The sequence below is a fragment of the Micrococcus sp. iso_26 genome, from assembly GCF_056172975.1.
Genome location: NZ_CM149652.1, coordinates 2,133,512 through 2,147,462 on the forward strand (window position 1 = coordinate 2,133,512; position 13,951 = coordinate 2,147,462).

Sequence of the window (13,951 nt, forward strand, 5' to 3'; positions counted from 1 at the left end):
GGATCATACACAACCACACTTGCCTATGCTCTGCGCGCGCGAGTACGCTCGCGTGTGGTAGCTAGGGCTGAGACAGTGCCCCGAGCACCAATTCGAGAGGCCCACGCTTGCGTGGGCCTCTGCGCTTGTCTGCAGTGTCCGCTGTGCCCTGCACAATGGTCAGATGCTGCTGGCGTACATCGACGAGATCGGCGAGCCGGGCGCCTACGTCGGCCCGGACCATCCTCGCTTCCGGACAAGCCCAGCCTTCGGTTATGCCGGATTCGTCATGCCGGAGTCTGCCGCACGAGGCTTTGGGGCGAAGTTCACCGCGCTGAAGCGTCAGCTGTTCGCCTCGGAGATCGACCGAGCGGAACACCCCGGACGGTGGGAGTTCAAGGGGGCCAATCTGTTCCGACCGGATACCCCCGCGCGCTTTCCGCAGCAGCTCCGCGTGTTCGATGCGCTCGTGCGGTCCGTCGTCGCCGACCACGCCGGCAAGCTGTTCTACTACGCCGACGAGAAGCAGCGTGGGACGCCCAAGCAGATCGGCCTCGACGTCGAGAAACGCGAAGCCGACGCCATGCGAGAGACTCTGAACCGTCTGGCCCGCCATGCCCACCATCACGGACATAACCTCATGGTGATCATCGATCAAATCAATGAGAAGACGCGAGTCGAACGCGTTGCATCGATGTATGCCCACATCTTCAGCCGAGCCGGCGACTTTCCGGAGATGCGGTGCATCGTGGAACCGCCCATGCACGTGGACAGTTCGCTGAGCTCCAACGTGCAGTTCGCCGACTGGGTCGCCGCCGCCGTCACACGCGCTGTCGATCACCAGCTCAACGACTCGTCCAAGTACGCCTGGGTCACCGACCCCCAGCGGCTGGCATCCATGAGGGGCAGCTTCACCTACGAGTCCAAACTGCACCTGTGGAACCGCGGCGTGCAGGACATCAACCACTCTGAGCTGTTCCACCGCGAACGGCGACTTGCCCCGACCCCGCATGGACAGCTTCTGGGGGCCTCGGTGGACCCCGCGGCGGCGGAGAAGATGGCGAAGATCTGGCGCTCGGGACGCTAAGACCTGGCGCCGCTGCTAGAGTGAGCCGCCCCCTTCATTCGGTCCGGACGTTCTGTGAGTCGTCGGTTTCCATTTGATGGGTGCACTGCCGAGCGTACTCGGCTGGGGTTAGGTAGCCGAGCGAGGAGTGCCGGCGGTGGTGGTTGTACTCGTCCTTCCAGTCGCCGATGATGACCTGTGCGTGCAGCAGCGAGTAGAAGCTGTTGATGTTGAGGCACTCGTCGCGGATCCGGCTGTTGAACGACTCGACGTACCCGTTGCGCCACGGCGAGCCCGGAGGGATGTAGGACAGGCCGGTGCGGGTGCCGGCCCAGTCGGCCATCGCCTCGCTGATGAACTCCGGCCCGTTGTCCGACCTGAGCACCGCCGGGGCGCCCCGGGCGGCGACGAGGTCCTCGAGGTGGGCGGTGAGTCGGTCGGCGGTAATCGAGCGCTCCACGAGCCCGCCGATGCACTCCCGGGTGTGTTCGTCGACGATCGAGCAGATCTTGATCGGTCGTCCGTGCTCGTCGGCGTCGAACTGGAAGTCCACCGCCCACACCACGTTCGGCGCGTCCGCCGTCGGCGCGTCGACGGTCGAGGACCCGACGCGCTTGCGTCGACGCCGCTGCGGGACCCGGAGCCCTTCGTCACGCCACAGGCGTTGGATCTTCTTGTGGTTCACCACCCACCCCTCGGCGCGGGCGTCGTGATACGCCCGCCGATACCCGTAGCGGGGATGGTCCTTCGCCCAGGCGCGCAGCCACTCCCTGAGCGCCCGATCCGGGTCCGCGACCGTGTCGCCCTTGAGCGGTCGCCGGTACGCGGAGCGGCTCAGCCCGACCAGACGGCACGCCATCCGTTCGCTCACCCGCAACTTGCGCTTGAGGTGATCGACGGCGGCGCGGCGCCTGTCCGGGCTTAGAAGTTTCCCTCAGCCAGCTCCTTGAGCGCGGCCTTCTCCAGCTCCGCTTCCGCGAGCAGACGCTTCAAGGTCGCGTTCTGCTTCTCCAGCTCCTTCAGGCGCTTTGCGTCGTCGGCCTTGAGGCCGCCGTACTGGTTCCGCCACCGGTAGTACGTCTGCTCGGACACCCCGAGCTCCCGGCACACCGCCGCGACGTCCTGACCATCGGCGAGCATCCTGTCGGCCTGCCCGAGCTTACGGACGACCTGCTCGGGGGTGTGACGCTTCCTGCTGTTCGTCATGATCTGACCAGTCTCCCTGCCCGCGACCGCGGGCAACAGGACGACTCTCATAACGACTGGACCTACGAAACGGGGTCAGCCCAGAGTCGCTGAGCGCGCATGAGAAAACTCTCCGTGACTGATGTGCGAGCCTCGAACCAAGCGCTCTTGCGGCTGGAATGGGTGCCAGTGAGAGTCTGTCGAGGAAGGGTGAGAAGGCCCTCAACTGCATATTGTGCACAGCAACGCACCCATTGAGCGACACGCCGAGGACATGTGAGAGTCGAGCAGGAATGCTCATGTCGCGTTTCCGCGTCGGAAGGGTGAACGGCCACTTCACCTGCCACAGCCGCACTTCACAGCCCGCGGCTGGAGGGGTGCTGCTCGCAGCCCTGCGAAGGGGGTCATCTCGTGATTTCTCGCACCCCCACCCCGGACGATGTCGAGTCGGTGCTCGCCGCCGTCGAGACCATCCCGCCAAGCCTGTTCGATCACTACGAGGGATCCCGCGAGAACGAGCCGGTGCGGGGCCATGACCGCCTCCATGCGGCGCAGGATGGTGAGCGGAAGGACGAGCGTGCCGTACTGATTCGGCTTGAACACGCCCCGGAGCTGATCCGCGATCCCCCACACGAAGTTCGAGAGGTTCTGGGGAGAGGGCATGGTGGCGGAGCCTTTCGGAGCACGGCGGTGTGGCAGTCGGCCTCATTCTGTCACTGAGAAGTCGCACGCCTGATGCCTGAGAGCCGGGTTCCGAAGAATTCTTCGGATGAGGAGGCCGGCACCTTTTCGACCGACCTCTGGAGGCTCGAATCCGAAGTCTTCTTCGGTTTCCCATGTCGACTCGTCACCGCAGCAGTCGAACGTCACCGATTCCGACGAATCCTTCGGATTTCAGCTGCTCATCTGCCACGCTGGGGCTGTGGCCACCACACGCGCAGTCTCCTCCGCCGCGGCGCTGATGAAGATCAGCGACCGCGTCCGCGCCATGCGTAAAGAGCTCCTGCTGACCCAGCAGCAGCTCGCAGACCTGGCAGGAGTCTCGGATGCGACCGTCCGCCAGATCGAGCGCGGCACCGGCAAGAGCACCCTGAAGTCAGTGCTCTCCGTCATGGAGGTGCTCGGCCTCGAGCTCGAGGTCACCGGTTGACGACTCCCGCACTCGAGGACCTGAAGCGCGTCACCGCCACGGACGTCTACAAGGGCGGCGACCCAGCGGGGACGGGATCGCCCTTGCGGCTCAGTCCTCCAGGCTCAGCTCGACGTCCCCGACCCACGGCTCCGCGAATCCTTCGTACGTCCCGTCCTTGAGCGCGATGGCCAGCCACTGGTCCACGTAGTGCTTGAACACCTCGTCGCCCTGCGGGAGCATGTACCCCTTCTGGAAGTAGTCGAAGGGCTCGTCCGGGTTCGCGGCGCACAGCTCGGGGTACTCGTGGTCGATGTAGAGCACCTCGGAGCGGTCCGTGGTCATCACGTCCGCCTCACCGGCCGCGAGAGCGTCGAACACCGTGAGGTTGTCGTGCGTCAGTAGCTCGCCCTGCGGGTAGTGCTCCCGCGCGAACTTCTCGTTGGTGCCGCCCTCCGGGAAGATCGACCGCACACCCGGCTGATTGATCTCCGCCACGGTGTCGTACTTCTCGACGTCCTCGCAGCGGGTGATCGGCGTCTTGCCGTCCTCCTGCGTGGGCACGGTGAAGTACACCTGCTCGGCACGTTCCGGGTTCAGGGAGATGCCCCCGACGGCGACGTCGCACGCCCCCGACGTGTAGTCGTCCATGAGCGTCTTCCAGCTGGTCTTCACGAACTCCGGCTCCACGCCCATGGTCTCGGCCAGGTCGCGGGCCATGTCCACATCGATGCCCTTCCAGTCGCCGCTCTCGGTCTGCTCGGTGAAGGGCGGATAGTCACCGGTGGAGCAGACGCGCAACGTGCCGACCTCCTTGATGCGGGTGAGTGCGGAGTCGACGACGGTGGCGGTGGCGGGTTCCGATGAGCTGCCCGCATCCTGCGCCGTGCCGCAGGAGGTGAGGGTGAGCGTCAGGACGACGCCGAAGGCCGCCGTCGCGAGTCGGCAACGGGTGGGGCGGAAGGTCATGATCGGCTGGCTCCCTCGACGACGGCATGTGAGTCCCGTCACCGTAGCTCAGCACCACACGTCCCCACCGCCCCGCGTACGGCAAATACATAACACCCACCTTGCGTATCTCACTGAGGTGTGCCTTACTGGTTCTCGGACCCCCGCCGGAAGGACCCCCATGGCCCACGCCTCCACGCACCCCGCCCATCCGCTGCCGCCCGTGGCGCCCCGTCGTCTGCTGTTGGCCCAGCGGCTGCTCCGCGGCGAGGGCTCCGTCGAGGTCACGGCCTTCCGCGCCGGCGAGACGCTCACGACGGCCGTCCACGGCGTGAGCGCGGACGGCCGCCTCGTGGTCGCCCACGTCCCCAACCTCCTCGGTTCGCTCGGCGCGTTCCACACGCCCGCGCCGCTGGACGTGCGCGTGGACGTCCTGCGCGACGCCCTGGACCTCACGCTCCCCACCCGCCTGGCGTCCGTGCATCTGCTCGGCACCCTGCGCTGGTGCCGGGACTCGGCCGAGGTCGCGGAGCTGGGGCTGCGCGGTCGCGTCGCGGACCTCGTGGCCGACGTCGGCCCACGGGTGCGCGTGGGCGTCGTCGAGACCCAGCGGATCCTGCTGCACGACGTCGACGGCGTCGCCGTGTTCTGCCGCCACACCCTGCCGCTCACGTCGCGCGGGCTCGTCGACCAGGCCGAGCTCGCAGACCTGGCGGACGACGTGCTGGGCACCGCCCCCGAGGTGCTCGCGGACCTGGCCGACGCCGTCGCCCTGGGCCTGCTGCCGGGCGAGAGCACCCCGTTGCAGGTCGACACCGAACTCCTGCCCGAGTCCCCCGCCCACGCCCTCGACGCGGACGAAGCCGGGGTGACCCTGCTGCGCGTCCGCGACGGCGAGAGCACCGCGGTGCACGTGGCCCTGCCCGGTGCGGGCCGGCTCGACCACAGCCCCCGGCACGCCTGGCGGCGGCTGCTGGACGCGATCCCGGCGCGGGTCGCCCACCCCTGAGGGGCGGCGTCAGTCGATCGTGTAGGTGGCGCAGGTGGCCACGTCCGTGACCTCGATGCCCTCGGCGGTGCAGGCGAGGTCGGCGTTGTAGGTGCACTCGAGGCGGTGGCACGCACCGACGGTCGAGGCGCCCTCGGTCACCGGGCGGCGGACGTCCAGCTGGACGAAGGTGCCGCAGCCGGGCGTTCGGTCGGAGCCGGCGACGGTGATGGCCAGGGCGTTGCAGGACGTCTCGGCATTGAAGGCGCAGGCACTGGCGGCGCAGGTGCGGACGGCGGTGGTCATGGCGTGATCCTCTCGGTTCGGGCCCGCCCCGGGCCGGGGCGGTGCTGCTGGAATCGAGATTACTCCGGCCCACGAATAGCACAAGAGGGGTAAGCCTTAGTCGATAGACGATTAGCGCAAATGGATTTTGCGCATTGTCGTGTGTCGTATGGACCGACGTCGTGCCCGCCGGCCGCCCGGAATCTTCTGCATCTCTGGCCCTTCTGGCGACCACGCGCCCACTCAGAAGGGTCAGATGCGCAGACGATCCGCCGTCCCCGCCTCCTGAGCAGCCCCGGCAGCCCCGGCAGCTCCACCACCCTGGCCGAGTCCGCCCCGCGCTCCTAGCGTGAGGCCATGAGCACCCATCGCCTGTCCCCCACCGCCCTCGGGTTCGCCGCCGGACTGGGCACCGCGGCCGCTGTCACCGCAGCCCGCAAGATCGCCCTCATGGGCGCCGTCGGGAAGGGCCACCCGCTCAAGCACCGCCTCCTGGACGCGGCATCCGGCCTGGTCCAGCCGAAGTACCCCATGGGCGCGATGAACACCTATCTCAACGGACTGCACTTCTACGCCGACGACCTCGGCCGACAGGTCGAAGCCAGCCACTTCTGCATCCACCTGCGCCACGACCTGCACCAGTGCGTGATCTTCGACCGCAACGCGCCGGACGCACGGCTGATCGGCATCGAGTACATCATCAGCGAGGAGCGGTTCCGCAGCCTCCCCGACGAGGAGCGGCGCCTGTGGCACAGCCACCACTACGAGGTGAGCTCCGGCGCCCTCACCGCCCCCGGGGTGCCCGAGCTGGCCGAGCACAGTTACTTCGAAGACCTCATCCACACCTACGGGAAGACGTTCCACACCTGGCAGTACGACCGGGACGACTTCCCGTACGGCATCCCCCAGCTGATGATGGGCCTCACCGGCGACGGCCAGGTGGACGAGGCCCTCCTGCGCGCCCGCGACGAGCGCGTGGGCGTGGACACCGCGGCCAAGCGACGCAACCGCGCGGACATCCCGGTCCCGGACGTGGTGCCGGGCGCGAACAGCTGGGAGCGCGGGCGGGTCGTGCAGACCACGCTCGAGGAGCGCCCGGTGCGGGGCCGCGACGACTGAGGGCGGCGTCGTCGGGAGGGCGCCGTTTCCCGAACGACAGCGGTGCGACACGCCGCCGTTTCCCGAACGAAAACGCTCGGCGGGCCGGCGCCGTCATCTGGATCGGGCGGGCGCGCCCCGCGAGGGACAGCACGTCCGCCGCACGTGTCGCGACAGCGAGAACGCTGGGCTCAGACCTTGCCCTTGAGCAGTCGGTGCCAGTAGATCCGGGGCTGGCCGAAGCGGTCGAAGGCCGCCGTGCTCTTCCGCGGCTTCGTCAGGTCCACGCCGGGGATCGACCGGTCCTCGGAGCCGTCGCGGACGTGCTCGTCCAGGACCAGCTCGTCCCGGCTGACCATCACGGGGATCACGGTGTAGCCGTCGTACTTCTGGAGCGGCTTCCCCGCGTCCGCGGCCTGGATGTTCTGGGTCAGGATCTTGACCTGCCGGCGCAGGGCTCCGCCGGAGGGCCGTGTGCCCAGGGCGGCGGCGTCGCCCAGCGCCCACACGTGCGGGTGCACGGGATGCCGCAGGGTCGCGGGATCCGCGGCCGCCAGGCCGGCCTCGCCGTCGTCCGCCAGGCCTGCCTCGGCGATGAACTCCGGGGCCCGCACCACGGGCGTGATGTACGCGGCCGCGACGTCGGTGATCCGCTCACCGGTATTGAGCACCACCTCGCGGGCCTCGTGGTCCACGGCGTTCACCTCTGCGCCGGCGTGCACATGGATGCCGTACCTCGCCACGGCCTCGGCCAGAGCGGGGTCGATGGTCTGCCGGTCCAGGATCCAGCCGTACGGGGTCACCAGGCGGACGTCCACGTCCGGCAGGATCCCCGTGCGCTCCCACGCCGCGCAGGCCAGGAACAGCGCCTTGAGCACGGTGCCGCCGCACGAGGAGGGCTCAGCCGGCACATTCGCCACCACACGGTCCCCCGCGGCCACACGCGACAGCAGCGCCCGGGCGGCGTCCACGTGCTCGGGCACGTGCGCACTCGCCGCCCATCCGGCGGCGTAGGCCTCACGCAGCCCGTCGATCGCACCCCACCACGGGGTCAGCCCCGGGCAGAGCACGAGGTGGCGGAAGCCCACGGTCAGCCCGGTGCTCGTCACCGCGGTCCGTTCCTCGGCGTCCACGGCCACGACGTGGTCCGGGATCCATTCGACCCCGTCCGGGATGACGGCCCGCATCGGCCGTTCGAACCGGGCCATGTCCGCCTGCCCGCCCGCCGCGTAGTTCAGCATCGGCCGGTAGCGGTGCAGCTGTTGGCCGTCGGCGATGGCGACCCGCCCCTGCCGCTTCCGCCGCAGTGCGGCGGCCAGGGACACGCCGGCGTTGCCGCCGCCGACGATCAGGATGTCGTACTGCTCGGTCACGTGGTCCTCCGTAGGATGACGGGGTCAAGGGAACGGCACGACCGCCCCCGCAGACGTGTTCCGCGGCGGACGGGACGTGACGCCCATCCTCCACTGGGGGCCGGGGCCGGCGCTAGGCCGCAAGGCCCAGCAGTCGCAGCTGGTCGGCATACTTGCGCAGCCCCACCTCCACGGCCCGCGGGTTCTGCGCGTACCACTCCAGATGCGTGCGCCGCAGCTGCTCCGCCGGGATGGTCTCGCCGCCCACGGTCCAGTCCTCGGTCGGCTCGGCATCGAGGTCGAGGGCCTCGACCACGACCGCCTCGAGGGGCGCGCGCACCCCGCCGAGGAGCACGCGGGAGGCGGGCACGGGCTGGACGGCGACATCGCCCGGCAGGCGCTCGGCCACGCGCTCGGCCACGCGGGTCAGCAGCGTGTTGGTCGGGTGGTTCACGGTGTAGAAGCCGACGCCCCGCTCCGCCGCCACCAGATCCGCCATGGACAGCGTCCCCTTCGCCTCCTCCCTCGCCCGCAGCGCCTGCACGGACGCGGCCGCGGCCTCGCGGATCGCCGCCGGCGCCACCTCCCGACGACGGCCCGTCGCCGCCTCGGCCAGCACGCGCAGGTCGTGGTACGGCACCACGGGCGGGTCCTCCCCCGGCCGCTCGGCCGCCCCGGGCGCGAACTTCCAGTTGCGGAGGGTGACCTGCCAGGGAAAGCGCGAGACGTCGTACACCACGGGGATCCGCACCACGGCGGCGTCCTCGGGCAGCCGGGCCACGAGCTGGTCCGTGCCGATGGGCATGCCCCGGTAGTCGTGGGGGATCGGCTGGGTGACGAGCGCCTTCACGCGCGGCAGCAGCCGCTCCAGGTGCTCGACCTCGTCCGGCTGGACCTCGAAGGCGGGCGGCACGCGCACGCTCACCAGGTCCGCCCCGTGCAGCGGTGTGCCGGGCTCCCCGCCGAGCAGCCGCCGATACGACTCGCCCTGGCAGTTGCCCCACACCAGCAGCAGGTCGCCCTCGGGCAGGTCCTCGAGCCCGTAGAAGTGGCCGTAGTGCCGGCGTCGTCCCTCGTCCTCGTGCACGCCTGCGTCCTCTCTCCTCAGCCGTCCTCGCGCCGGATCCAGTCGACGCCCGTCGTCCCGAACCACCAGGCCAGGAACGCGGAGAGCGCCGCGAAGTCCAGCTCGTCCAGCTCGCTCATCGGTCCTCCCGTGTTCCGTCCTGTCCGCGATTGTGCCAGCCCCGCGGGCACCGGCCCGCTCAGCCCCAGCCGCCCCACCACGCCTCGAGGTCCGGCACAGCGGCCACGGGCGCCCAGCCCAGCCGGGAGGCGGGCATCCGCCACACCCGCGCCGTCCCGCCCCGCCGACGCCGCCACAGCACCCGGGCGCACGTCAGCACGGCGAGCACGTCGCGCTCGGCCCGCTCGCCCGGCTCGCCCAGCACCTCCACGCGCTCGACGCCGGCCCGTTCCAGGCGCAGCAGCCACGCGGCGACGGCGTCCGCGTCAGGCCGGGCTCCGGCCGCGGCGGGCCGCAGCGGCACGCGCACGTCCACGGACCAGTCGGGCACCGACCGCGCGGCGTCGAGGTCGCCGCGCGCCGGCGTCGGAGGCAGGTCCTCGGGCGCCGCCGCGCCGCCGTCGGGCTCGCCCAGCAGCCGCACGCGGGGGTCGCCGAGCGCGCGCGCCGCCGCCTCGTCGAGGCCGCCTACGACGCCGACCCGCGCCCCCGGTGCCGCGCACAGCACGGCGTCCACCGCCACCACGGCCGCCGCCGCGCCGTCCGCGCCCTCCGGCACCCGCACTCGCGCCTCGACCCGCAGCGGGCCGGCCAGGGACAGGCCGTGGCCGCGGGCCGTCGTCGCGGGGATGCGGGAGGCCAGCACGAGCGCCTCGCGGGCCTTCACCCGGGCGGCCTCGGCGGCGTCGCCGCGTCCGCCGAAGTCGGCGCCGGCCTGCCACGCCACCGCGTCCGGCGCGTGGCGCAGCGCCGCCCCCACGCGCCACAGCCGGTGCGCCAGCTCCCAGTCCTCCCCGCCGTAGCCCACGAAGGCGGGGTCGAAGCCGCCGCCGTCCTCGTAGACCTCGCGCGCCACCGTGAGCACGGCCGAGATGACGTACCGGTAGCCGGTGGAGTCGGCGCGGCGCAGGTCGTCCGTGGCGCGGTACCCCTCGCGCAGCCAGGCCGGCTCGGCCAGGCGGGCGTCCGCGGGCACCTCGTGCCCGGGCCGCCATCCGTGCGCCCAGGCCCGTTCCAGCCAGGCCTCGGCCAGGTGCCGCCGCCGGCCCACCACCGCGGCGTCCCGGGGCGCCTCGGCCACCGCCGCCAGGGCCGCGGCGAGGTACCCGGGCTCGGGGAGCATGTCCCCGTCGAGGAAGGCGAGCACGTCGCCGTCGGCCGCCTCCGCCCCGAGCGCCCGGGCCGCCGAGGCGCGGAACCCGCGGTCCTGCTGGCGCACGGTCACCACGTCGAACGGCAGGCCCGGGTCCACCCGGGGCGGGACGGGCGAGCCGTCGTCGGCCACCACGAGCTGCAGCCCGCCGGTCAGGCCGCGCTGGGCCGCGAGCGCGGCTGTGAGCCGGTCGAGGTCCGCCTGGGCCCGGTAGTAGGGCACCACCACGGAGACGGCAGCGCTCACGTCCACCTGTGCACGCGGCGGAGCACGTCGAAGAGCATCCGCGCGCAGTCCTCGGCCCCGGGCGAGAGGTCCACGGCGGGGTCGAGCCACGTGCGCTCGGGGTCCTCGACCGCCTCGGCGATCGCCTCGGCCAGCGCGAAGGCCGGCGACCCGTTCGGGTGCACGAGCCGCAGAGTGCCCGGGCGCAGACGCTCCATCTCCTCCGTGTAGCGGCCCGCGGAGGCGATCGCCCGCCGCCCCACCGAGGTCCACGCCGCCAGGGACCCGGACGCGGACACGTTGCGGTGCGCCGCGAACGGGATGCCCGCCGAGAGCAGGGCCGCGTCCGCGAACTCGTCCGGCACGAACCCGGTGACGCGGAACTCCAGGCCGCGCGCCTCGGCGTCGCGGGTCAGCTCCGCCACGAGGTCGTCATGCCCGATGCTGACGGGTCCGAGCGCCGTCAGCCGGCGCGGCGCCCCGGAGTCCGGGCCCCACTGGCGGTGCAGCTCGGTGAGGGCCTCCAGGGCGAGGGCGTGCCCCTTGCCCGGGTAGACGAAGCCGAAGAGCACGAGGTCCCGGTCGAGGCCGGCCATGCTCTCCGGCACCACCGGCTCGGCGCGGGCGGCCGCGGCCCGGCGGTCCTCCACGGGCAGCGGGACCACGTCCGCGGCCACGTCCACCAGGTCCGCCAGCAGCGCCCGCTCGTGCTGCGAGGAGACCACGACGCCGTCCACCGCCTGGGCGAGCCGCGCGTATGCCTCGCCGCGGCGGCGGTAGCGGCCGTCGCCCTCGGCGGGCTGCGGGATGTCGTGCAGGGTGAGCGTGGTGCCCTCGGGCAGGACGTCGACGAGCAGGTCCGCAGCGGCGGTCGCGGTGGGGCCGAACAGCGCGTCCGTGACGTCCAGGTGCACGGCGGCGCCCAGCGCGCGCGCCTCCTCCAGCACGGGCACGAGGCCCCGGAACGCCGCGACGTCCTCCGCCGTGAGCAGCTCCACCTCGGCGCCCACCCGACGGAGGGCGGCGGCGGTCTGTCGGCCATGGCGCACCACGCCGTGCTCCGGCGCGCCCACGGTCACGTACAGCACACGCCCCTGCGGCTGCGAGTCCACGTCCACGATCCCCTTCACCTGCGGCGGCGCTCCTCGACGCGGCGGCGCGCCGGAACGGACAGGATGCCGCTGCTCCGATTCTCCGATCCTGCCCTGACAGACTAGATTCCGCGACCCCCGACCCGGGACGGGGACACGCCGCCCGCGCGGCATCGCATCCCCCAGGTCAGGAGGCCCTCCCCCGTGAGCATCACCGTCCAGCACGTGCCCGCGCAGCACCCGTACACCCGCGCGATCCGCCCCCTCGACCCGGGCGCCGCGCCGGACGTGGAGTTCCTGCCGGACCCGCCGGTGCCGGGCGCGCCCGCGCACCAGTGGTGGCCGCCCCGGGCCCTGCACGCGGAGTGGCTGGCCGAGCACCGCCCGGACGTGCTGCACGTGCACTTCGGCTTCGAGCACTTCAGCCCCGCCCAGCTGGCCGCCGCCCTGGACGCGCAGCACGCGCACGGGGGCGCCGTCGTCGTGACCGTGCACGACCTCGAGAACCCGCACCTGACGGACCAGGGCCCCCACCGGGACCGCCTGGCCGTGCTGCTGGGCCGCGCGGACGCCGTGCTCACGCTCACCCCCGGCGCCGCGGCGACCCTCGCCCGCGACTACGGCGTGCGCGCCCTCGTGGTCCCCCACCCGCACATCGTCCCGCTCGAGGACCTCGTGGCGCAGGGCGACGACGACGCCCCCGGTCTGCTGCCCCCCGACGCGTCCGACGACGGCGACGGCGCGCCCGTCCCCGCCCGCCTGCTGGTGCACGCCAAGGACCTGCGGGCCCAGGTGGCCCCGGTGGCGCTGCTGCCGGTGCTCGCCGCCGCCGTCGCGACGCTGGCCGACCGCGGTGTCGACGCGCGGGTGACCGTGGAGGTCCAGGACACCGTGCAGGACGAGGACGCCCTGGCCGCGCTGCGCGCAGGCTGCGCCCACCACGGCTTCGAGCTGTGGCAGCACGACCGGCTCGACGACCCCGCCCTGCACGCGCTGCTGCGCGACGTGGACGTGTCCGTGCTGCCGTACCGCATCGGCACCCACTCGGGCTGGGTGGAGATGTGCCGGGACCTGGGGGTGCCGGTGGCCGTCGCGGACATCGGGCACATCGCGGACCAGTCCGGCGCCTGGTTGACCCCCGACTCGCTCGCCGCGTTCGACCCGGAGGATCCCGACTCCCTCGCCGACGCGCTCGAGACGCTGGTGCGCGCCCGCGCGCGCACGGCCCCCGCCGACCCGGCCGCCCGGGCCCGGCAGCGCCGTCGCGTGGCGGCCGCCCACGTGGCGGTCTACCGCGAGGCCCTCGCCCGGGCGCGCGGGGCGCTGCCGAGCGTGTCGGTGCTGGTCATCACGGGGCACCGGGACGAGCACCTGGCCCGCGCGATCGCCGGGCTGGAGCGCTCTCACCGCCGCCCGGACCAGGTGGTCGTGGTGTTCATGGGCCAGCCGGACGGGCGCGTCCCGGCCACGGACCTGCCCGTCACCGTGGGGCACGTGGCCGCCGACGCCGGGCTGCCCCTGGCGCAGGCCCGCAACCGCGCGGCCGAGCTCGCCACCGGCGAGATCCTCGTCTTCCTCGACGTGGACTGCATCCCGGCGGCCGAGACCGTCGGCGTGCTGGCCACCGAGGTCGCGGCCCACCCCGGGTCCGTGGTGATGGGCCGGCCCCGCTACCTGCGGCCGGGCTGGGTCCGCGACGTCGGGGAGGCCGACCTGACCTCGCATCGCGCCGACGCCCTGCTGCGCCGCCTCTCCGTGCCCCACCGGGCGCGCGCGCACCTGACCGCCGGGCCCTCGGACGAGTGGCACCTCGTGTGGACGCTGATCCTGGCGCTGCGCCGCGCGGACCTGGCCCGCATCGGCGGTTTCGACGCGGGCTTCACCGGCTACGGCGCCGAGGACACGGACCTGGCCTTCCGCGCCCGCGACGCCGGCCTGACGCTGCGGTTCAGCCCCGCCGAGGCGTTCCACCAGCACCACGGCGTGATGACCCCGCCGCTGCACCACCTCGAGGACATCCTGGTCAACGCGCGCCGCTTCCGGCAGGTGCACGGCCGATGGGCCATGGAGGGGTGGCTGCGCGCGTTCGCGGACGCGGGGCTGATCGCGTGGGACCCCGAGGGCGAGCGGCTCGAGCTGCTGCGTCACCCCACGGAGGCGGAGCTGACGGCTGCCCGCCGCGACGACGCCGCGTACTGAGCACCGT

Annotated in this window: 13 protein-coding genes; 5 read left to right on the top strand and 8 right to left on the bottom strand. The window is 72.3% G+C overall.

The window, feature by feature from the left end; all coding sequences use genetic code 11:
• Positions 1-163: 163 nt before the first annotated feature.
• Positions 164-1,066: a DUF3800 domain-containing protein gene (locus AC0VX0_RS09905; RefSeq protein ID WP_377636683.1), complete on the top strand. Its 903-nt coding sequence runs from the start codon at positions 164-166 to the stop codon at positions 1,064-1,066.
• 34 nt (positions 1,067-1,100) lie between these two features.
• Here AC0VX0_RS09905 and AC0VX0_RS09910 read toward each other — a convergent pair.
• Together AC0VX0_RS09910 and AC0VX0_RS09915 are read right to left on the bottom strand one after the other, a co-directional pair.
• Positions 1,101-2,251, bottom strand: a protein-coding gene (locus tag AC0VX0_RS09910; RefSeq protein WP_098471310.1) for an IS3 family transposase whose coding sequence is annotated in 2 segments (ribosomal slippage) — positions 1,101-1,981 and positions 1,981-2,251 — 1,152 coding nt in all. Because the reading frame shifts where the segments join, the coding sequence is not laid out codon by codon here.
• 315 nt (positions 2,252-2,566) lie between these two features.
• Positions 2,567-2,893, bottom strand: coding sequence for a type I restriction-modification system subunit M N-terminal domain-containing protein (locus tag AC0VX0_RS09915; RefSeq protein ID WP_100056552.1), 327 nt, complete (start codon positions 2,891-2,893; stop codon positions 2,567-2,569).
• Positions 2,894-3,152: 259 nt separating this feature from the next.
• On the opposite strand from AC0VX0_RS09915, the gene AC0VX0_RS09920 reads away from it, so the two are divergent.
• On the top strand, positions 3,153-3,380 hold the full coding sequence (locus AC0VX0_RS09920; protein ID WP_223247472.1) for a helix-turn-helix domain-containing protein: 228 nt from the start codon (positions 3,153-3,155) through the stop codon (positions 3,378-3,380).
• Positions 3,381-3,470: 90 nt separating this feature from the next.
• Here AC0VX0_RS09920 and AC0VX0_RS09925 read toward each other — a convergent pair whose 3' ends face one another.
• Entirely contained in the window at positions 3,471-4,328 is an 858-nt protein-coding gene (locus AC0VX0_RS09925) for a transporter substrate-binding domain-containing protein (RefSeq protein ID WP_041102639.1), read from the bottom strand.
• 160 nt (positions 4,329-4,488) lie between these two features.
• Here AC0VX0_RS09925 and AC0VX0_RS09930 point away from each other — a divergent pair, with 160 nt between their 5' ends.
• Entirely contained in the window at positions 4,489-5,316 is an 828-nt protein-coding gene (locus AC0VX0_RS09930) for a hypothetical protein (RefSeq protein WP_376174474.1), read from the top strand.
• A 9-nt stretch (positions 5,317-5,325) separates the two neighbouring features.
• Here AC0VX0_RS09930 and AC0VX0_RS09935 read toward each other — a convergent pair whose 3' ends face one another.
• The gene (locus tag AC0VX0_RS09935) at positions 5,326-5,601 is read right to left on the bottom strand and encodes a DUF1540 domain-containing protein (RefSeq protein WP_020624892.1); all 276 of its coding nucleotides are present in this window, start codon (positions 5,599-5,601) and stop codon (positions 5,326-5,328) included.
• 336 nt (positions 5,602-5,937) lie between these two features.
• Between AC0VX0_RS09935 and AC0VX0_RS09940 the strand changes: the two genes are divergently transcribed.
• Complete coding sequence (locus tag AC0VX0_RS09940; protein WP_377636349.1) at positions 5,938-6,699, top strand: OBAP family protein; 762 nt, start codon at positions 5,938-5,940, stop codon at positions 6,697-6,699.
• A 170-nt stretch (positions 6,700-6,869) separates the two neighbouring features.
• On the opposite strand, the gene AC0VX0_RS09945 is transcribed toward AC0VX0_RS09940, so the two are convergent.
• The 4 genes from AC0VX0_RS09945 to AC0VX0_RS09960 all read right to left on the bottom strand — a co-directional run bounded on the left by AC0VX0_RS09945 (position 6,870) and on the right by AC0VX0_RS09960 (position 11,784).
• Positions 6,870-8,051 carry an NAD(P)/FAD-dependent oxidoreductase gene (locus tag AC0VX0_RS09945; protein ID WP_377636350.1) on the bottom strand — a complete coding sequence of 394 codons (1,182 nt, stop codon included), beginning with the start codon at positions 8,049-8,051 and terminating at the stop codon, positions 6,870-6,872.
• Between the two features lie 112 nt (positions 8,052-8,163).
• The gene (locus AC0VX0_RS09950; protein WP_357013837.1) at positions 8,164-9,117 is read right to left on the bottom strand and encodes a WcbI family polysaccharide biosynthesis putative acetyltransferase; all 954 of its coding nucleotides are present in this window, start codon (positions 9,115-9,117) and stop codon (positions 8,164-8,166) included.
• A gap of 178 nt (positions 9,118-9,295) precedes the next feature.
• A complete protein-coding gene (locus tag AC0VX0_RS09955; RefSeq protein WP_377651807.1) occupies positions 9,296-10,675 on the bottom strand; it encodes a glycosyltransferase in 1,380 nt (459 codons plus the stop codon).
• Positions 10,672-11,784, bottom strand: a complete 1,113-nt coding sequence (locus AC0VX0_RS09960; RefSeq protein ID WP_144825180.1) for a glycosyltransferase family protein — start codon at positions 11,782-11,784, stop codon at positions 10,672-10,674. The genes AC0VX0_RS09955 and AC0VX0_RS09960 overlap by 4 nt, the downstream gene beginning before the upstream one ends.
• A gap of 165 nt (positions 11,785-11,949) precedes the next feature.
• Here AC0VX0_RS09960 and AC0VX0_RS09965 point away from each other — a divergent pair, with 165 nt between their 5' ends.
• A complete protein-coding gene (locus AC0VX0_RS09965) occupies positions 11,950-13,944 on the top strand; it encodes a glycosyltransferase (RefSeq protein WP_376174465.1) in 1,995 nt (664 codons plus the stop codon).
• Positions 13,945-13,951 lie beyond the last annotated feature (7 nt).

Bases quoted from the DNA above. Each gene is read 5' to 3' on its own strand.
- AC0VX0_RS09905 (WP_377636683.1), top strand. From the start codon at position 164: ATGCTGCTGGCGTACATCGACGAGATCGGCGAGCCGGGCGCCTACGTC.
- AC0VX0_RS09915 (WP_100056552.1), bottom strand. From the start codon at position 2,893: ATGCCCTCTCCCCAGAACCTCTCGAACTTCGTGTGGGGGATCGCGGAT.
- AC0VX0_RS09925 (WP_041102639.1), bottom strand. From the start codon at position 4,328: ATGACCTTCCGCCCCACCCGTTGCCGACTCGCGACGGCGGCCTTCGGC.
- AC0VX0_RS09930 (WP_376174474.1), top strand. From the start codon at position 4,489: ATGGCCCACGCCTCCACGCACCCCGCCCATCCGCTGCCGCCCGTGGCG.
- AC0VX0_RS09935 (WP_020624892.1), bottom strand. From the start codon at position 5,601: ATGACCACCGCCGTCCGCACCTGCGCCGCCAGTGCCTGCGCCTTCAAT.
- AC0VX0_RS09940 (WP_377636349.1), top strand. From the start codon at position 5,938: ATGAGCACCCATCGCCTGTCCCCCACCGCCCTCGGGTTCGCCGCCGGA.